Origin of the sequence: Citreicella sp. C3M06 (assembly GCF_018860705.1) — a bacterium.
In the GTDB taxonomy this organism is placed as follows: domain Bacteria; phylum Pseudomonadota; class Alphaproteobacteria; order Rhodobacterales; family Rhodobacteraceae; genus Salipiger.
Genome location: NZ_JAHKQA010000100.1, coordinates 1 through 18,684, shown reverse-complemented (window position 1 = coordinate 18,684; position 18,684 = coordinate 1). Strand labels below are relative to the sequence as shown.

General features: G+C 66.1%; 15 protein-coding genes and 1 pseudogene. 8 read left to right on the top strand and 8 right to left on the bottom strand.

All coding sequences use genetic code 11. The features are described 5' to 3' along the window. Positions 1 to 118 precede the first annotated feature (118 nt). From KO516_RS22460 to KO516_RS22440, 5 genes are read right to left on the bottom strand one after another with little or no spacing between them, the layout of a single operon-like run. A complete protein-coding gene (locus tag KO516_RS22460; protein ID WP_216006024.1) occupies positions 119 to 1,429 on the bottom strand; it encodes a TRAP transporter large permease in 1,311 nt (436 codons plus the stop codon). A 9-nt stretch (positions 1,430 to 1,438) separates the two neighbouring features. Continuing rightward, positions 1,439 to 1,987 (bottom strand): TRAP transporter small permease subunit, encoded by a 549-nt coding sequence (locus KO516_RS22455; protein ID WP_216006023.1) that lies wholly within the window; start codon positions 1,985 to 1,987, stop codon positions 1,439 to 1,441. Beyond that, positions 1,984 to 2,961: a TRAP transporter substrate-binding protein gene (locus KO516_RS22450; RefSeq protein WP_216006022.1), complete on the bottom strand. Its 978-nt coding sequence runs from the start codon at positions 2,959 to 2,961 to the stop codon at positions 1,984 to 1,986. The genes KO516_RS22455 and KO516_RS22450 overlap by 4 nt, the downstream gene beginning before the upstream one ends. 32 nt (positions 2,962 to 2,993) lie before the next feature. Further along, positions 2,994 to 4,685 (bottom strand): hydantoinase B/oxoprolinase family protein, encoded by a 1,692-nt coding sequence (locus tag KO516_RS22445; protein WP_216006021.1) that lies wholly within the window; start codon positions 4,683 to 4,685, stop codon positions 2,994 to 2,996. Further along, entirely contained in the window at positions 4,682 to 6,736 is a 2,055-nt protein-coding gene (locus KO516_RS22440; RefSeq protein WP_216006020.1) for a hydantoinase/oxoprolinase family protein, read from the bottom strand. Before KO516_RS22440 ends, KO516_RS22445 begins: the two co-directional genes overlap by 4 nt. Positions 6,737 to 6,883: 147 nt before the next feature. Here KO516_RS22440 and KO516_RS22435 point away from each other — a divergent pair, with 147 nt between their 5' ends. From KO516_RS22435 to KO516_RS22405, 7 genes are all read left to right on the top strand, one after another. After that, positions 6,884 to 7,603, top strand: a complete 720-nt coding sequence (locus tag KO516_RS22435) for a GntR family transcriptional regulator (RefSeq protein WP_216006019.1) — start codon at positions 6,884 to 6,886, stop codon at positions 7,601 to 7,603. Between the two features lie 105 nt (positions 7,604 to 7,708). Further along, positions 7,709 to 9,937: a calcium-binding protein gene (locus KO516_RS22430; RefSeq protein WP_216006018.1), complete on the top strand. Its 2,229-nt coding sequence runs from the start codon at positions 7,709 to 7,711 to the stop codon at positions 9,935 to 9,937. Between the two features lie 233 nt (positions 9,938 to 10,170). After that, entirely contained in the window at positions 10,171 to 11,079 is a 909-nt protein-coding gene (locus KO516_RS22425; protein ID WP_216006017.1) for a hypothetical protein, read from the top strand. 136 nt (positions 11,080 to 11,215) lie between these two features. Beyond that, complete coding sequence (locus KO516_RS22420; RefSeq protein ID WP_216006016.1) at positions 11,216 to 11,929, top strand: energy-coupling factor ABC transporter ATP-binding protein; 714 nt, start codon at positions 11,216 to 11,218, stop codon at positions 11,927 to 11,929. Then, the gene (locus KO516_RS22415) at positions 11,904 to 12,521 is read left to right on the top strand and encodes an energy-coupling factor transporter transmembrane protein EcfT (protein WP_216006015.1); all 618 of its coding nucleotides are present in this window, start codon (positions 11,904 to 11,906) and stop codon (positions 12,519 to 12,521) included. Before KO516_RS22420 ends, KO516_RS22415 begins: the two co-directional genes overlap by 26 nt. A gap of 11 nt (positions 12,522 to 12,532) precedes the next feature. Continuing rightward, positions 12,533 to 13,075 carry a biotin transporter BioY gene (locus tag KO516_RS22410; RefSeq protein WP_216006014.1) on the top strand — a complete coding sequence of 181 codons (543 nt, stop codon included), beginning with the start codon at positions 12,533 to 12,535 and terminating at the stop codon, positions 13,073 to 13,075. Then, positions 13,072 to 13,749 (top strand): nitroreductase, encoded by a 678-nt coding sequence (locus KO516_RS22405; RefSeq protein ID WP_216006013.1) that lies wholly within the window; start codon positions 13,072 to 13,074, stop codon positions 13,747 to 13,749. The genes KO516_RS22410 and KO516_RS22405 overlap by 4 nt, the downstream gene beginning before the upstream one ends. Here KO516_RS22405 and KO516_RS22400 read toward each other — a convergent pair. Together KO516_RS22400 and KO516_RS22395 are read right to left on the bottom strand one after the other, a co-directional pair. Then, positions 13,746 to 14,849: an acetyl-CoA C-acyltransferase gene (locus KO516_RS22400; RefSeq protein WP_216006012.1), complete on the bottom strand. Its 1,104-nt coding sequence runs from the start codon at positions 14,847 to 14,849 to the stop codon at positions 13,746 to 13,748. The two genes, KO516_RS22405 and KO516_RS22400, sit on opposite strands and share 4 nt — an antisense overlap. Next, positions 14,846 to 16,003 carry an AMP-binding protein gene (locus tag KO516_RS22395; RefSeq protein WP_216006011.1) on the bottom strand — a complete coding sequence of 386 codons (1,158 nt, stop codon included), beginning with the start codon at positions 16,001 to 16,003 and terminating at the stop codon, positions 14,846 to 14,848. The genes KO516_RS22400 and KO516_RS22395 overlap by 4 nt, the downstream gene beginning before the upstream one ends. A 535-nt stretch (positions 16,004 to 16,538) precedes the next feature. Here KO516_RS22395 and KO516_RS22390 point away from each other — a divergent pair. Beyond that, positions 16,539 to 17,675, top strand: a pseudogene (locus KO516_RS22390) (IS3 family transposase). An 804-nt stretch (positions 17,676 to 18,479) separates the two neighbouring features. Here the strand turns inward: KO516_RS22390 and KO516_RS22385 are convergent. After that, a partial coding sequence (locus KO516_RS22385; protein ID WP_216006010.1) for a hypothetical protein occupies positions 18,480 to 18,684 on the bottom strand: 205 nt, incomplete at its 5' end.

The window sequence follows — 18,684 nt, the reverse complement described above, 5'->3', positions numbered from 1 at the left end:
TTGCTTTGGGGCAAGGATAGCGCGGCGGCGCCGCACGCGGGGCGCGTGTTACGGTGCTTTAGGGTGACAGGATGCACGATCTGCGCATCCTGCCGCCGTCAGGTGCGCGGATCACGCATCAATCATATAGCAACCCCGGCAGCCACAGCGCGATCTGCGGAAAGGCGACCAGAATCGCCACCGCCAGCCCGAACAGCAGGAAAAACGGCACCGCTGCCCGTGACACCCGGCCCAGCGTCCAGCCGGTTAGCCCCTGAAGCACGAACAGGTTGATCCCGACCGGCGGCGTCAGCAGGCCGATTTCCACCATCAGGATCAGGAACACTCCGAACCACACCGGATCATAGCCCGCCGCCACGATCAGCGGCAGCGTCATCGGCAGCGTCATCACGATGATCGCCACCCCGTCGACGAACACCCCCAGCACCAGATAGAACAAGGCCAGCAGCGCGATCAGGGTCAGCGGGTCGAGCCCCATGCCCGCGATGGCCGCGCCCAGTTCCTGCGGCAGGTGCAGATAGCCCAGCGTGGTCGATAGCAGCGAGGCGCTGACAAGGATGATGCACACCATGACCGAGGTGCGCACCGTGCCCATCAGGCTGTCGCGCAGCAAGTCCCAGCTGAGTTCGCGCATCAGCCCCAGCACCACGAAGGCGGCAAAGACGCCCACGGCCGCCGCCTCGGACGGCGTGGCGATGCCGCTGTAGATCGCCCCCAGAACGATGCCCATCAGCGTGATCACCGGGGCCAGATCGACCAGCCCGCGCAGGTAGTCGCGCAGGCGATAAGTCTCGTGCCCGGCGGGGGCAATCGACGGTTTCACGAGCGCCATCAGCATGATGAACCCCGAATACAGCCCCGCCACCATCAGCCCCGGCAGCACGCCGGCGGCAAACAGCCGGCTGACCGACACTTCGGCAAGGATGCCGTAAATGATCATCGCGATTGACGGCGGCAACAGCAGCCCGAGGCTGCCCGCCCCGGCCAGAGACCCCACCGCCAGCCGCGCGTCATAGCCGCGGGTCACCAGTTCGCTCGAGGTGATCTTGCCCACCGTCGCCGTGGTCGCCGCCGACGATCCGCTCACCGCCGCGAACAGCGTGCAGCCCAGCACGTTGGTATGCAGCAAGCGCCCCGGCACCCGGTCGACAAACGGCGCGAGCCCCCGGAACAGCCGTTCGGACACCGTCGAGCGAAAGATCAGCTCGGCCACCCAGATGAACAGCGGCACCGCCGCCAGTTCCCATGTCGAGGCGCTGCGGTAGGTGATCGAACCCGCCACCGAAAGCACCCGGCTCAGCGGCATGTCCACGAGGAAATACAGCCCGAGGAACGACACGACCAGCAGCCCGGCAAAGATCCAGACCCCGCTGCCAAGCGTCACGATAAGAAAGCCCACAAGGGCGAGGCCGGAAACAGCTGGGTCCATGAGATGTCCTTAGAGATCCGAAGGTTGGGCGGGCGCCGCCACCGGCCCCGGCAGGCCGAGCAGCTGCCGCAGCACATAGGCCGCGACCTGCAGGGCAAAGATGCCAAGCCCGATGGCGCAGATCGCCTCGGGGATCCACAGCGGGATCTCGGCGATGGAGCTTGAGGTGCGGCCACGCTCAAAGCTGCGCAGCGCGGTCTTGGCGATGACCTGCGCGATGCCAGCGGCGATGGCGCAGGTGAGCAGGCCGCAGAGCGCCTCGATCAGGCGGCGGGGGCGGTCGGCAAAGCGGTCGATCAGCAGGCCGACCCGCACCAGCGCGCCATGTTCGAACGCATAGCCCAGCGACAGGAAGGTCGCCCCGGCCACCGCGTAGCCAACCATCTCGTCCAGTACAAAGGTCGAGCGGTCGAGCAGCCGCAGCACGATTTCCAGCAGGATGTGCAGCGTCATCGCGGCGACAAGACCCGCCGCGATGATTGCCGCTGCCTGCGACAGGCCCCAGACGGCGCGCATCGCCAGCCCGATCGGGCCGGCGACAGGCTTGGTCTCGCTCATTGCGCGCGGCTTTCCTCGAAGGCGGCAAGGATGGACTCGGCGTCTTCGCCCATCTTGTCCTTCCACTGCTCAAGCGCCGGGGCGGCCGCTTCGGACAGCGCGGCGAGATAGGCCGGATCGACATCGGTAACGATGGTCATGCCGTGGCTTTCCATGTCGGCGTAATTCTGCGCCACGCGGTTTTCCAGCAGCCCCCAGCCGAAATCCTCGGCTGCCTTGGTGGCCTGTGCGATCCATGCCTTCTGCTCATCGGACAGCGCGTCATAGACATCGCGGTTCAGGTGCACGAATTGCAGCGGCATGGCGTAGTTGACTTCGGTGAAATGCGACTGCTGCTCCCAGAGCATCGCCGACGCCCCGCCATCGGCCGAGGTCAGCACCGCATCGACCGCGCCGGTGGACAGCTGCGGCACGGTGTCGGCCCAGCTTAGCTGTACCGGGGTTGCGGGGGTGTTGCCAAAGGTGATGGTGCCGTTGGCATCATAGGTGCGCAGCTTGACCCCATCGAGCGCCTCGAGGCTGTCGAGCGCCTTGTTGCCCCACAGGCCCGACGGCGGCCAGGGCGTGGCGAACAGCAGCACCTGGTTGTCGGCCTCGAGCACGGCTTCGTAGTAGGGCTTGGCGATTTCATAAAGCTGGCGCTCTTCGGCGGGGGTCTTCACTAGGAAGGGGATAGACGACAGGATGAACACCGGGTCGATCCCCGACCACGGGGTGGCAAAGCTGGAGGCAAGGTCCAGCGCGCCGTCGCCCACCGCATCGTATTGATCCAGCGATTTATACCCCAGCGCCGCACCGTGATGCGCGGTGATCTTCATGTCGCCGCCCGAGGCCTCGGCCAGCGCGGCGATGAAGGTGTCGGCAGATTGGGCGTGCACCGAATTGGGCGGGTATTCATTGGCCAGATCCCAGCTGACCGATTGCGCTGAGACGGGCGCGGCGAGGGTCATAGCCGCAAGAGCGATGTATTTCATGGTTTTGATTCCCTGTTGGTTGGATGTCCGGGTCAGGCCCGGTCTTGCCCGCGTCGTTGCGCGGGGTAGTTGCGATCGAGAAACTCATCAGAATACTTCCCGGCAAGCGCGTCGGCGGCGACGTCTTCTTGCGGGCGGTCCTGCGCCGGGCCGTAGCCGCCCGATCCGGGGGTTTCGACAACGATGGCGCTGCCCTCGGGCAGCGGCACCGCCGTGGGCTTGGACGCCAGCAGCTGGTCCTGCGCGCCAGTCTGCAGCACGAAGCGTCCGGGGCGGCCTTCGCCGCCGCCAAAGATCCCCCATGGCGCGTTGGAAAAGCGCTCGCCCGCGCCGTTGAAGGTGCAATCATGGCCCACCGGCGCGATCACCCGGCGCAGCCCCGCGCCGCCGCGAAACCGCCCTGCCCCGCCGCTGTCGGGGGCAAAGCCATAGGCCAGAACGCGCAGCGGATATTCGGTTTCGATCGCCTCGATCGGCAGGTTCGAGGTGTTGGTGATATGCACCTGCACCCCGTCCTTGCCATCGCGGTCAGACCGCCCCCCGGCCCCGCCGCCCAGCGTTTCAAGGTACAGGTAGGGCTGGCCATTGCGCGGATCGGTGCCGGAAAAGACGGCGGTGGTGTTGGCCCCGTTCGAGGCGCCAACCACCGCATCGGGGATGGCAGGCGCCAGCGCGCCGATGATGATGTCGACCAGACGCTGCGAGGTGTTGAGACGCTGCGCCACCGGCGCGGGCGCAACGCAATCGACGATGCTGCCGCGCTGCGTCACCAGCTCGCAGCAATCGAGCACGCCTTCGTTGTTGGCGATTTCGGGGTCGAGCAGGGTGCGCAGCGCATAGGCCACCGCCGCCTTGGTCGCGCCGAAGGTCAGGTTGATGTTGCCGCGCACCTGCGGCGCGCTGCCGGTCCAGTCGAACACGGCGCGTTCGCCGCTGACGCGAATTTCCAGTTTCAGAGGAATGTCACGGGTGCCAAACCCGTCGTCATCCATCACATCCTGAAACCGGTAGATGCCGTCGGGCAGATCGGAAATCGCGGCGCGCATCCGCGTGTGGGTGCGGATCAGCAATTCGTCCCAGACCGCCTCGATCAGCGGCGCGCCGTAGCGGGCGACGATCTCGTCCACCCGGCGCAGGCCAAGGCGACAGGCGGCGATCTGGGCAAAGTGGTCTCCCCGGCGCTCGCTTGGAATGCGCGCGTTGAGCAGCAGGATATCCAGAATGTCCTGCTGCAATTGCCCGGCGCGGAACAGGCGCACCAGAGGGATGCGCAGGCCCTCCTGCCAGATCTCGGACATGCCGCCCGCCATCGAGCCGGGCACCATGCCGCCGATATCGGCGTGATGGGCGATGTTGCAGACAAAGCCAAGGATGCGCCCCTCGGCAAAGATCGGCGCGGCGTAGTTGATATCGGGCAGGTGGGTGCCGCCCGCCACATGCGGGTCATTGGCGACAAAGATATCGCCCTCGTGGATCTGGTCCAGCGGATAGCGCGCCAGCACCGCCTGCATCAGCCCGGTCATCGAGGCCAGATGGATCGGCAGCGATTGTTCCGACTGCACGATCAGACGCCCGCGCGGATCGCAGATCGCGCAGGAATGGTCGTGCCGTTCCTTGATATTGGTCGAATAGGCGCTTTTCATCAGCGCGATGAAGCTTTCATCCACCACCGAGCGAAAGGCGGAGGCGACGATTTCGACGGTGATTGGATCGGGCGCGCTCATTGGTCGAGGCCTCCACGGGTGATGAGAATATTGAGCGCGTCGTCGATGCGGGCCGCATCGCCGGGGAACAGCAGCAGCGTGCTGTCGAACTGGTCGATCACGGCGGGGCCGTGCAGCGCGGTTCCGGGCGCAAGATCGGCGCGTTCAAAGACCGGGGTGTCGATGGCCTCAGGGCCGTTGAACCAGACCGGGCGGCGCGACCGCGGCGCGGGGGTGGTCGAGGCCCCTGCCCCCTGCGGCGGCGTTCCGACCTGCGGCTTTGCCCCCTGCGGGGTCATGCGCAGGGCGATGATCTCGATCGGATCTTCGGAGTTGTGAAAGCCGTAGGCGCGGGTGTGGGCCTCGAAGAAGGCGTCTTTCAGCGCCTCCAGATCACCGACATTCGCCCCCACCGGGATCTGCAATTCGTAATTCTGCGAGGCATGGCGCATGTCGGCCACAAGGCTGACGCTGCGCTCCTGCGGCGCGATGTCTTCGGCGTCGAACCATGCCTCGGCCTCGGCGCGCAGCTCTGCCGACAGGGTGGCCAGCGTATCCGGCGCGGCGGCGTCGAGCGGCAGGCGCTGCGAGCGCACCAGCGCTTCGGAGCGGCCCGCGACCAGAAGACCTTCGGCGCAGAGAATGCCCGGCAGCAGCGGCACGAGGATGGTGCGGATGCCAAGCGCCCGCGCCACCGCTTCGGCATGCAGCGGGCCGGCGCCGCCAAAGGGCATCAGCGCGAAATCACGCGGATCATGGCCGCGTTCGACCGAAATCGCCCGGATCGCGCGCACCGAATTTGCCGCCATGATATCCAGAATGCCGCGCGCCGCGGTTTCGATCGGGCAACCGAGCTGGCGGGCCACCTCGCCCACCACCCGGAACGAAGCCTCGACATCCAGCGACATGTCGCCGCCCAGCAGGCCGCGTGTCGACAGCCGCCCCAGCACCACGTTGGCGTCGGTCACGGTGGCGTGGCTGCCGCCGTGGCCATAGCAGGCCGGGCCGGGCCGCGCGCCCGCCGAGGCCGGGCCGACCTTCATCAACCCGCCCCGGTCGAACCATGCGATGGAGCCGCCCCCGGCCCCGACGGTGTTGATGTCGACCATCGGCATGCGCACCGGGAAATCCGCCACGTCGCGGTCAAAGGCCAGCCCGATGGCCTGCCCCTTGATCAGCGCCACATCGGCGCTGGTGCCCCCCACGTCATAGGTGATGACATTCTCGATGCCCGATTGCATCGCGGTGTGGATCGCGCCATTCGCCCCCGCCGCAGGGCCGGACATGGCGGTGCGGATCGGGAAATCGCGGGCCTTGTCCACCGACATCAGGCCGCCGCTCGACTGGTTGACCCCAAGGCTGGCGCGCGGCGAGCAGGCGGCGACCTCGGCCGACAGCGTGCGCATGTAATCGCCGAAGGCCGGTTGCAGATAGGCGTTGAGCAGCGTGGTCGAAGACCGTTCATATTCGCGAAATTCGGGCATCACGTCCGACGAGGCGCTGATGGCGACGCCGGGCAGCGCCTCGGTCAGGCGCGCCTTGACCGCCTGTTCGTGCGACGGGTTGAGATAGGAGAACAGGAAGGCGATGGCCACCGCCTCGACCGCTTCGGCCTTCAGCACCTCGATGGCGGCATCGACCGTGGCCATATCCAGCGGGGTCACCACCTCGCCCGCAGCGCCGATGCGTTCGGTGATTTCAAGCCGCAGATGGCGCGGGGCCAGCGGCGCGGGGTAATCGGCGCGCAGATCATACATCAGCGGGCGGGTCTGGCGACCGATCTCGACCAGATCGCGGAAATGCTGGGTGGTCAGCATCGCCACTCGCGCGCCGGTGCGCTGGATCAGCGCGTTGGTGGCCACCGTGGTGCCATGGCCAATGGCGCGCACATCACCCAGATCGAACCCCGCCTTGTCGGCCAGCCCATCCAGCCCCGAAACGATGGCCAGCGCCGGATTCGCCGGGGTGCTGGGCACCTTGTGCAGCGCGATGCGCCCGGTTTGCGCCTCGATCGCGCACAGGTCGGTGAAGGTGCCCCCCACGTCCACGCCGATTGTCCAGTGTTCCGCCATCGTCTGTCTTCCTTCGGTATTGCTTTGTAATACACAAAGTATGCAAAGAATGAGTCAAACAAAATATCAAGTGACGGTCATTTTCCCACGCATCATCCGCGCATTGCGCATACAAAGGCATCAAAACCGGGCAGGAAGGGATCAGGAATGGCACGCAAACCGACAGACCCCGGCGCGGCGCGCGGGGCGGAACATGTGTACCGGATGCTGCGACGCGCGATTCTGCGTATGGAACTGACACCGGGATCGGATCTCGACGAGCTGGAGATCTCGGCCCGCTACGAGGTGTCGCGCACGCCGGTGCGCGAGGCGCTGATCCGGCTCGGCTCCGAAGGACTGGTGCAGGTGGTGCGTGGGCGCGGCGCGCGGGTCGCGGCGATGAACCTGTTTGATTTGCGCGATTTCTTCGAAGCGCTCGACCTGCTGCAGCGCGCGCAGACTCATCTTGCCGCCCTGCGCCGCAGCGACGCGCAACTGGCCGCCATCGAAGCCGCGCAGGATGCCTTTGAAGCCGCCGCCACCGCCCGCGATGTCGAAGAGATCAACGAGACCAACTGCGCCTTTCATCTCGCCATCAGCGCCGCCGCCGGATCATCGCACCTGCACGATTCCTACGAGCGCGCGTTGATCGAGGGGATGCGGGTCGGCCATGTCAGCTTTGTCGAACATGCCGGTCATGAGACCCGCCTGCGCGAGCATCTTGCCCAGACCAATTGTCACCACCGCGAGCTGATCGCCCACATCCGCGCCCGCGATGCCGCCGCGGCCGAACGGGTTGCCGCCGCCCATGTCGACCTGTTTCGCGACCGCATCGTTGCGACCGTGCTGACGCCAGACATCACGCGCGCGATCCGAACCGACAAATAAAAAGCGCAAAATGATGAACGATAGAGTGTGCGCAATAAGCTTTAGGTTGAAAAAATTGCAAACTTGAGCCCATGATCCTTTCAGTTAGCGGAGGATTTAATCAAAATGGCAATTGTAAACGAAGACGCCGGCGACGCGCCGAGCGATATCACCACCCCCTATTCCATAAACCTGAACGACAGGTTCTACGGCATTGTGGAAACGTCGCGTGAAACCGACTGGGTCGGCATTGAACTCGCCGAGGGGCGAGAGGTGACCATCACGCTGGATGGCACCTACGCCCCTTACAGCCAATGGATGAGCGATCCGTATCTTTATCTCTATGACAGCAGCGGCAACCTGCTCACCCAGAACGACGACTCCGGGCCGGGGCTGAATTCGCGCATCGTCTACACCACAAGCTATACCGGCACCTATTATATCGCCGCCGGTGGCTACAGCAGCAGCACGGGCGCCTATGTGCTGCAGGCAACCGCCCAGCTCAGCCTGACCAATGGCGACGATTTCTACGAGATGCCAGAGGCCGGGGGCGGCGACGTCGATGCGCTGGCGGGCAATGACACGGTGATCGGCTCGGACGCTGACGATACACTGCGTGGTCAGGCCGGGGACGATAGCCTTGACGGCGGCGCAGGCGATGATCTGCTTGCCGGATACAATGGCAACGACACGCTGCTGGGCGGCGAGGGCAACGATCGCCTGCTGTCCGGCACGGGCGACGATCTGCTTGATGGCGGCGCGGGCGACGATTCGCTTGCGGGCTATGCGGGCGGCAACAACACGCTGATCGGCGGCGATGGCAAGGACACGCTGATCGGCGGCAGCGATAACGACGTGCTGCTTGGCGGCGACGGCAACGACCAAATCGATTCCTACGGCGGCACCAACCACATCGAAGGCGGCGCGGGCGATGACACCATTTATGCCAGCGGCACCAACACCGTCGCGCTTGGCGGCGACGGCGGCGATGAGATCTATGCATATGGCTCCCGCAGCGCAGTGTTCGGCGAAGGCGGCGATGACACGCTTTACGCCGATTGGGGCGAGCACACTCTGAACGGCGGCGACGGGGACGACGACCTGACAAGCTGGAGCAATTCCGCCCTGCTGCGCGGCGGCAATGGCAACGACACCCTGCGGGCGGGGAGCGGCGCCGACACGCTGATCGGCGGCGCCGGTGCCGACATGATTTACGGGCGCAATGGCTGGGATACGGCAGATTATTCCGGAGCAACCCTGGCTGCGGTGATCGACCTTGACGACCAGACGCTGAATGCCGGGGCCGCGGCGGGCGACGTTCTGAGCAGTATTGAAACCCTGCTTGGCACAGCCGAGAACGATGACCTTTCGGGCAACGCCTATCGCAACGAATTGCTTGGCTGGATCGGCGACGATCTGCTCGACGGGCGCGGCGGGCGGGATTTCCTGTCGGGCTGGATCGGCGACGACACGCTGATCGGCGGCGAGGGCAACGACACGCTGGTGGGCGGCGTGGGCGCCGACAGCATGGATGGCGGGCTGGGCATCGATCTGGCCGCCTATGACGATCAGACGATGTCGCTGATGCTTGATCTTCAGGACAGCGCGGCCAACGCTGGCGCAGCGCTTGGGGATGTGCTGACCGGCATCGAGAACATCCGGGGCAGCGATCTGGCCGACACCATCGCAGGAGATGCCGAGGACAACCGGCTGATCGGCCTTGCGGGCGATGACAGCCTGACAGGCCGGGAAGGCGACGACACGCTGATCGGCTCCTTCGGCAACGACACGATGAACGGTGGCAGCGGCGCTGACCTGATCCGCGGCGGCATCGGGCGCGACGTGGCGAGCTATCTGGGCGCCAGCAGCGGCGTCACCGTCGATCTTGCCGATGCCAGCGCCAACACCGGCGATGCGGCGGGCGACATCCTGCTGTCGATCGAGGCGCTGCGCGGCACGATCCATGACGACGCGCTGTCGGGGAACGACTACCGCAATGCCCTGCAAGGCTATGCGGGCGACGATATGCTGTACGGGCGCGGCGGCGATGATCGGATGGATGGCGGGATCGGCGATGACCTGCTGTCCGGGGGCACCGGCGATGATATCCTGACCGGCGGCACCGGCGTCGATGTCTTTGTCTTCGAGACCGCTGGCGGCGATGACACCATCACCGATTTCGACGTGGCAACCGACGTGCTGAGCTTCTTCGACGTGGGGATTGACAACGTCGTGCAACTGACTGGCGACACCGTCGTGTCCTATGGCGATGGCGCCACCGTCACCCTGAGCGGCGTGCTGACCACGCAAACCGATCTGAGCATGACCTTCGCGCTGAGCGATCCGCTGGTCTGATCGTCCGTGCCTGTGCGTTCCGGGGTCGCCTCTCTGTGCGTGGGGCGCCCCCTTTGTATCTGGGCTGCCCGTAAGGCGACCGTTGGCGCTGAGCCTCGCAAGTGTGGCTAACGTTACGTTACCGCAGGGTATCGCCAGACAGGGCGGCATTGTGATTTGATCGAACGCCGCGCGGCGGGTATCGAGGGAAGACCCCGAAGACCAAACGTCCAGACCAAAAGAGCCCCGCTGTCATGCACGCGCTGAGCGCCAAAGCCATGTGCGCCGTCCTTCTGGCGCTTGCCCCTCTGCCCCTCCGCGCGGAAGATGCCGAGTTGCGCGCCGCGCTCCGGCTCGGGGCGACAACCACGCTGGCCGCCGATATCGCCGCGCATGAGGCGGCGCTGGGGCATGTGATGGATGGTTTTGGCCATGTCAGCCTCAACGGCAACGGGCTGTATCTTGCAACGCAGGCCGGGGCCAATACCGCCCGCGCCTGGACAGCGTTTCGCATGACCGAATACGACGGCACCCCGCACGGGGTCAGCCGCCGCCTGCTGCTGGGCTACGATGTGCCGGTGATGAATGCCAGCCGGCTTGGGCTTGTGGCCAGCCTTGGCAGCGCCGAGCTGAGCAACGGCGAAACCGTGCAGAGCCGCACCTTTTCCTTTGGCCCCTATTTCAAGACACCAGTCGGCAAGTATCTGAATCTCAAAAGCTGGGCCAGCTTTTCGCGCCCTGTCTACCGCATCGCCGGAGCCACCCTGCGTGCCGCCCGCTTCGGCGCCGGAGCGCGCGCAAGACTGGAACGCGATTTCGGCGATGTCCGGCTGGGCAGCACCGCGACCCTGCAATTCTCGCGGCAAGTGACGCCGGGGCGCCGCAGCCTCGGGGGGTTTGGCATCACCAAGCTCGATAGCACGCTGTCGACCCGCGCCACCTTTCTGCCGCAGAACGCCCTGCGCCCCTATGTCGATTTCGGCATGACGCAGGGCCAGTGGAGCAACGCCGACGGCAGAGGCGATTACAGCGCGCAGACCCTTGCCGCCGGGTTGCTGTGGTCGCGCCAGAAACATTCGGTGTCGGTGCAACTGGACGGGCGGCAGGTGTTCGACCCGGCCCAGCCGCTGAAACTGACGACGAATTACCGGCTGAGTTTCTGACCCCCCGCATCGCGCGTTCTGCCTTGGCCTTGCCAGCGCTGCGGGGCATAAGCGGCCGCGACCTAGCAGGCTTGCGGTTGCGCCCGGATCTTCGCGGCGCGCGGGCGGTCTGCGCAGCGCAAGGAACACGACGCAAATGCTGGAACTCAGCAACGTTTCGGTGACCCTCGGAGAGACGTTGGCCCTGCGCGACATCTCGTTGCGTGCGGACGAGCGGCGCATCGGCATCGTCGGGCGCAACGGATCGGGCAAGACGACGCTGGCGCGGATCATCGCCGGGCTTCAGGCCCCGGACACCGGCAGCGCCCGCATCGACGGGCGCGACATGGCGCGTGATCGCAAGGCGGCGCTGCGCAGCGTTGGCATCCTGTTCCAGAACCCCGACCATCAGATCATCTTTCCCACCGTCAGCGAAGAGATCGCCTTTGGCCTGACCCAGCTTGGCCAGTCGAAACCGGATGCCGCCGCGCAGACCGCTGCGATCCTTGCGCAATTCGGCAAGGCGCATTGGGCCGATGCGCCGACCCACGGGCTGTCGCAGGGGCAAAAGCAGCTGGTTTGCCTGATGGCGGTGCTGGCGATGCGCCCTCGGTTGATCCTGCTCGACGAGCCGTTCTCGGGGCTGGATATCCCGACACGGATGCAGCTTTCGCGTGCCTTTGATCAGGCAGAGGCCCGGCTGATCCAGATCACCCATGATCCGGGCAGCGTGCGCGATTACGAGCGGATCATCTGGATCGACGACGGCACGCTGCGGGCTGATGGCCCGCCCGGCGCGGTGCTGCCCGCGTTCGAAGCGCAGATGCGCGATTGGGGGGGCTGCGATGATCTCTCTGACCTCGCCGGTTGACACATGGGCGCACCGGCTGCCCGCCGGCCTCAAGCTGGCGGCGCTGTCGGCGGCGACGGTGGGGCTGTTCGCCCTGCCCTCGCCCGGCGCGCTGGCGCTGGCCTGCGTCGCGGTGCTGGCGCTGATCCTTAGCTGCGGGTGGCGCTTTTCCCGCGCCGCCGCGGCCAGCCTGCGCATCCTACTGCCGTTCCTCGCGCTGATCGCGCTGTGGCACGGGCTGACCGGGCAGATCGGCGAAGGCATCAAGGTGGCGCTGCGCCTGATGGCGGCGCTGAGCCTTGCCAATTTCGTCACCATGACGACGCGGCTGACCGACATGATCGCCGTGGCATCCGCAGTGCTGGCGCCGCTGCGCCGCTTCGGCCTGTCGACCCGCGCACTGGAATTGTCGGTGGCGCTGGTGGTGCGGTTCACCCCGGCGATCGCCCGCAAGGGCGGGCTTTTGTCCGACGCATGGCGGGCGCGGTCGCGGCGGCGGGCAGGCTGGCGCATCGTAATGCCCCTTGCGGCACTGGCCATCGATGATGCAGAACAGGTCGCCGAGGCGCTGCGCGCCCGGGGCGGGCTGGAACCGCCCGACCTGAACCCTTAGGAGGACCGCCCTTGGAACGCAATCTCACCATGATCGCGCTGTTTGCCGCGCTGATCGCCGGGCTCGGACTGATCCCGAAATTCACCCTCGCCTTTGGCGTTCCAATCACCGCGCAGACGCTGGGCGTGATGCTGTGCGGCACGGTGTTGGGGGCGCGGCGCGGCGCGCTGGCAGCGCTGCTGTTCGTGGCGCTGGTGGCGCTGGGGCTGCCGCTTCTGGCGGGCGGGCGCGGCGGGCTTGGGGTGTTTGCCTCGCCCACCGTGGGTTTTCTGGTGAGCTGGCCGATTGCCGCCTTTGTCACCGGGCTGATCGTCGAGCGCTGGCGCGGCAAGCTGGCGCTGGTGGCGGCGGTGGCCTCGCTGATCGGCGGCATCGCTGTGGTCTACGCTTTCGGCATCGTCGGCATGTCGGTGACGCTTGGCAAGACCCTCCCCGAGGCCGCGCTTCTGGTCACCGCCTTCCTGCCGGGCGATGTCATCAAGGCGGTTCTGGCCGGTCTGATCACCTCGGCGCTGGCGCGGGCGCGCCCAGCCAGCGTGCTGTCGCGCGCATGAGCCTGAGCGCGGCAGAGGCGCTGCTATTCGCGCGGCGCTCTGTCCGCGGGTTTCTGCCGGATCCAGTGCCGCGCGGCGATGTGGAACGCATGTTGCGCGCCGCGCGCACCGCGCCAAGCGGGGCCAATCTACAGCCCGGGCGGTTCCATGCACTGACCGGTGCGCCCTTGGCAAAGCTCAGCGTGGCGCTGGTGGATGCGGCCAGCGCGGGCCGGGCGCAAGTGTCGCAATACTCTTATTTTCCGCAGCCAATGCCGCCCGCCCTGAAGGCCCGCCAGCGCGCGGCGGGCCATGCTCTGTATGCAGCGCTGGGGATCGAACGGCGCGATCTGCCGGGGCGACGCGCCCAGTTTGCCCGCAACTACGGCTTCTTCGATGCGCCGGTCGGCATCGTCGTGACCATCGACCCGGCGATGGGCAAGGGCTGCTTCATGGATCTGGGCCTGTCGCTGATGGCGCTGATGATCGCCGCCGAAGGCATGGGCTACGCCAGCTGCGGCATCGGCGCGCTGGCCAATCATGCCGATGTCGCCCACGCAGCGCTTGGCCTTGGCGCTGACGAGATGGTGGTATGCGGCCTCGCGCTCGGGCGCGCCGATCCGGATGCCCCGGCCAATTCCGTGCGGACCGAGCGCGCGCCCCTTGAAGAGTTCGCGACGCTCAGGGGCTTCTAGTCGGCGGACATCAGCACCGCGCTACCTAGCCCACCCGCCGCCGCGATGGCGGCGATGCCGCTGCCCCCCCTGCCCCGCAGTTCATGAAATAGCCGTACCGCGTTGATCGCCCCCGAAGCGCCAACCGGATGGCCGCGCGCCAGCCCGCCGCCGCCGGGGTTGACGATTTGCGGGTCGATCTGCGCGCCCGCGATACAGGCCAGCGCCTGCACGGCGTAGGCCTCCATGATCTCGGCCACGCGCAAGTCCTGCGGGTGAAGCCGGTTGCGATTCAGCAAGGCCTTGATGGCGGCAACCGGCGCAAGGCCGGGCAGATCGGGGCGCGCGCCAAGGGTCAGACCACCGCCCCAGCGAAGGCCGCCCTGCCCCAGCCGCGCGGCGACGCGATCCGACACCATGATGCAGATCGCCGCGCCATCAGCAGCGACGGCGGCATTGGCCGGGGTGATGCTGCCGGTCAGCACCCGCGCCCGCGCCGCAAGCCGAGGCGACAGATCGCGGGTGAAGGCATCGCGCGCAAGCCCCGCCAGAGGCACGATCTCCTCCCGAAGATCGGCGGCGCGGGCCTTGCGATGGCTGTCCACGGCCCAATCGTCCTGCGCGGCGCGATCAAAGCCAGCCCGCTGCGCCAGCGTATCGGCGGCGGTGTCCATATCCGGGTCACGCTCTGGAAAGGGGGTGAAAGGCGGGCGGTCGTAAGCTTGCGGTGTGCCGCCATCCGGATCGGTGCGCAGCCGCAAGGGCCGCCGGGAATAGGATTCCACCCCGCCAGCCGCCACCACCTCCGCCTGCCCCGAGGCGATCAGCGCCGCCCCAAGCACCAGCGCATCCAGCCCGGCGCAGCATTGCCGGTCGATGGTCAGGCCCGCGACGCGTTCGGGCAGCCCGGCCGCAAGCGCCACCAGCCGCGCCGGGTTGCCGCCTGCGCCAAGCGCATTGCCAAGCACCAGCTCATCGACCTGTTCGGGCGCCAGCCCTGCCGCCGCCAGAGCCGCGTTCAAGACGGGCGCGGCAAGCTCATGCAGCAACATCCGCGACAGCGCACCGCCGCGCGGGGCGACCGGCGTGCGCAGCGCCGCAACGATGCGCACGCCGCTCATGGCAGATCCTCCAGCCGCTTTGCGAGGGCGCGCAGGTCGGGTTTGCCTGTCGCGGTCAAGTCAAAGTCGCTGATGCCGATCACCCGGCGCGGCGCGGCAAGCGCCCCGACCCCGGCGCGGCAGAGCCTCAGCAAATGATCCTCGAGCGCAGGGGGGCAGTTGCCAGCGATCACTGCCACCAGCTGCGTGCCGCGACGCGGATCACGGCGAGGGAGCACCGCGCAATGGCTGACAGCCGGATCGCCAAGCAAGAGCGCCTCGATGTCCTCGGGAAAGACATTGGTGTCGGCAATGGTGACCATGCGAGAGCGCCGCCCGGCGACGGTTAGAACTCCGCCCTCGATCCGCCCGATCTCGCCCACGGTGACGAATCCGTCCTGCCAGCGGGTGTCGGCGCTGTCGCCCTCGGCATAACCGTCGAACAGATAGGGGCTGCGCACCCAGATCTCGCCAAAGCCGCCCGGCGCGGCGTCGATCCGGATCTCGGCACCGGGATAGGCGCGGCCCACGGCGCCCTCTGGCGTGTCCGCGTCGCCCCAGGCGATGAAGCTGGTCTCGGCGGCGCCGTAGAATTCACGCAGCGCCGCGCCGGGGCACAGCTGCGCAACCCGCGCGCGCAGCCCGTCCGGCATCCGCCCGCCGCCGCACAGGATGTGCCGGAGGCTCGGCATCGGCTGGCCGACCTCGCACAGCAGCCGCAGCTGGGTCGGCGTGGCATAGAGGATGGTCACGCCACCCTCCACCATAAGTGCGGCCTGCCGCGCCGGCCGTAGCCTCTGAAGACTGTGCAAATCCGCGCCCAGAAATGCCGCCTCGACGAGGCCATACAGCGCCAGCGACTGGGCGGGCGCGCCAAGGATGCCATAGCTGTCGCGCGGCGTGATCCCCAGCGCGTCAGCATTCACCGCAAAGCTGGAGATCCACGAGCCATGGCTGCGCCGGATCGCCTTGGCGCTGCCGGTCGTCCCCGAGGATCGGGTCTGCAACAGCCCGCGCGGCGCGCCGGCCAGGGAGTCGATCCCGTTTGGCCCGATGGCGAGCGAAGCGCCCTGCGCCAGCGCCGCCTGCAGCTTGTCCAGCAAATGCGACGCGCATGCATCGCCATGTCGCCACAGGCGGCTTTCGGGGTGCCAGTGGAAGGTGGCAAAAGTCATGCGAGCGCGGTCCTTTGGGCGTGTCTGGGCCTGCCCTTTGTGGCGCAGCAGCGGCCCAAAGGCAAAGCACCTTGTGTGCCGGACAACGCCAGTTCTGGAAGGGAATCTCCCGTGCGGTGGGCCGTCGCCCGCCGTTGCCGGTGCGCCGCGCACCCGCCTGCAAGGCAAGGAGCGGCAAGCCACACCGCATGACCCCGGCATGCGAGGATGGCCTCGCCGGTGCCTTGACCCCGCGTTGATGCAACATGCGCTGCGCAAGTCGCTCGCGCGTTTGACAGCCGTGCAAAAGCGGATAAATGCTGCCAAAGCAGATGGTTAACTGGACCCCTTATCCAAGGGAAATCTTATCAGATTATGCTTGGTACTGTGGTGCGCGCTACCCTCAAGTGCGACTCCCATTAGAAAACAGATGGTCATCTATTGTAGAGTGTCTGCCATGGGAGCGGTTTACGCGTGATGTGATCCCCGAAAACGCCCCCGTTCCAGCTTAGAGTTTTCCGGGCGGAATCCTTGGCTGGGAGAGGAGCGGAAACGCATGAAGGCATCGAAGTTCACGGACGCGCAGAAGGCGTTCATCTCAAGCAGGCGGAGGATGGCACGCCTGTCGTAGAGGTCTGCCGCAAGGCGGGGATCAGCACGGCGACCTTCTTCAATTGGAAGAAGAAGTACGCGGGATTGATGCCGTCCGAGATGAAGCGGCTGCGGGAGCTTGAGCAGGAGAACGCGCGGTTGAAGAAGATCGCCGCCGATCTCGCGCTGGACAAGGAGATGTTGCAGGACGTCATCAAGCGAAAGCTTTGAGGCCTGCCCGGAAGAGGACGCTGGTCGATGAGATGCGGGCGGATTGGCAGGTGTCGATCCGCCGCGCCTGCGAGGTGATCCGGTCCGATCCAAGGAGCTATCGCGACAAGTCTCGCCGACCTGGGCAGGCCGCTTTGGAACAGCGGATCCGAGAGATTTGCCAGACCCGTGTCCGCTTCGGTTATAGGCGGGTGCATGTGCTGTTGCGCCGCGAGAGTTGGGAGATCAACGCGAAGAAGACTTATCGCATTTACAATGAGTTGGGCATGAAATTGGGGAACAAGACGCCGAAGCGGCGGGTAAAGGCCAAGCTCCGCGACGACCGGAAGGAGGCTGTCGATCCCAACGATATCTGGGCTATGGACTTCGTCCACGATCAGCTCGCGACGGGGCGCAAGCTTCGCGTGCTCACGATGGTGGACACATTCTCGCGCTATGTGCCGGTGCTCGAGGCACGCTTCACCTACCGCGGCGAAGACGTCGTCGCGCCCCTCGAGCGGGTGTGCAAACGCAGCGGCTATCCAGCCACAATCCGCGTCGATCAGGGCAGCGAGTTCATCTCGAAGGACATGGAGATATGGGCCTACGCCAAGGGTGTGACGCTGGACTTCTCGCGCCCCGGAAAACCCACGGACAACGCCTTAATCGAGGCGTTCAACGGGCGCTTCCGGGCGGAATGCCTGAACAGCCACTGGTTCATGAGCCTTGAAGATGCCGCCGAAAAGCTGGAGGCTTGGCCGCTCTCGGCAGATTGCTTCGCAATCGCCTGCCGGGCAGTGGTAGAGACGACAACGAAGAAAGACCGCACGGGGCCATCGGGAACAAGGTCCCGACAGACCTGATCAAATCAGCTCACGACACCAGCCCGTGAGCCTGATGCAAGCGCGGATACTCTAAGAACGGCCGAGGGCGCGTCGGGTAGCACATCACCAACCTGCAGACTCTCGTCATGAATGAGGGACCCGCGGGGGGGGGGGCAGGTCATGGGTCTTCCGGTTCGGTCAGTGACCGGCGTGGCGGTATGGGAATACGCATATGGGAGCCATCCCTGCGTCGGATCGAAAACCAGTTGAATGGGACATGCGCAAAGGCGTAGTTCTCACGTTGCAGGTCGCGCGCAGAGAGCTCGCCTCGCTCCAAACGCTCCTCGTCCCGTTGGCGCGAAAGCTGTTACTGGCGTTGACGCTCCCGAAAGGAGAAGTACTGCGGTGGGTCCTCGTCGTTGGCCATCGTTTTTCCCCAGCCCGAGCTTGATAGGTTCATCATGAGCCTCAGTCTGGGTCCGTCAATCCACTGATATTAAGTGCATGATGCGAGTGGTGAGTAAGGGTGACCGGAGACCTGCCGTTGTCATGTCGCCTAGTTGCCGGATCGGCCTGCGACGAGGGTCACCGTAGCACACCCTATGTGCGACCCCGGTCCTCCCGATCTTGCTTCACATAAAACCCGTTGCGCGCTACCCTCAAGCGCGACTCCCATTAGAAAACGGATGGTTATCTAATGGAGAAAGTCTGCCTTGGGAGCGGTATACACGCAACTGAGCGTCAAGGAACGTCTTTAGATCGAACGCTGGCGGCTGGCGAAGATCCCCGTCCGGGAGATGGCGGGGGTGTTGCAGCGTTCAAAAGCCACGAGCCACTGCGAGATCACGCGGAGCTGGTTCAGTGACGAAAGCCTACCGGGCGATGACGGCGAGCATTATGCTGCCGCGCATCAGAAAGCCATCCATCGGCGCGCCCGTCAGCGCAAATTGATCCGGCATCCAGAGCTTCGAAATCAGGTTGTCGAGCGGATCAAGAACGGCCCGCTCCTGGCAGCATGCTGCGCATGCGCCTGCCGGTCGACCGGGCGCCTGAGCAAATCGGCAACCGGCTGATCCG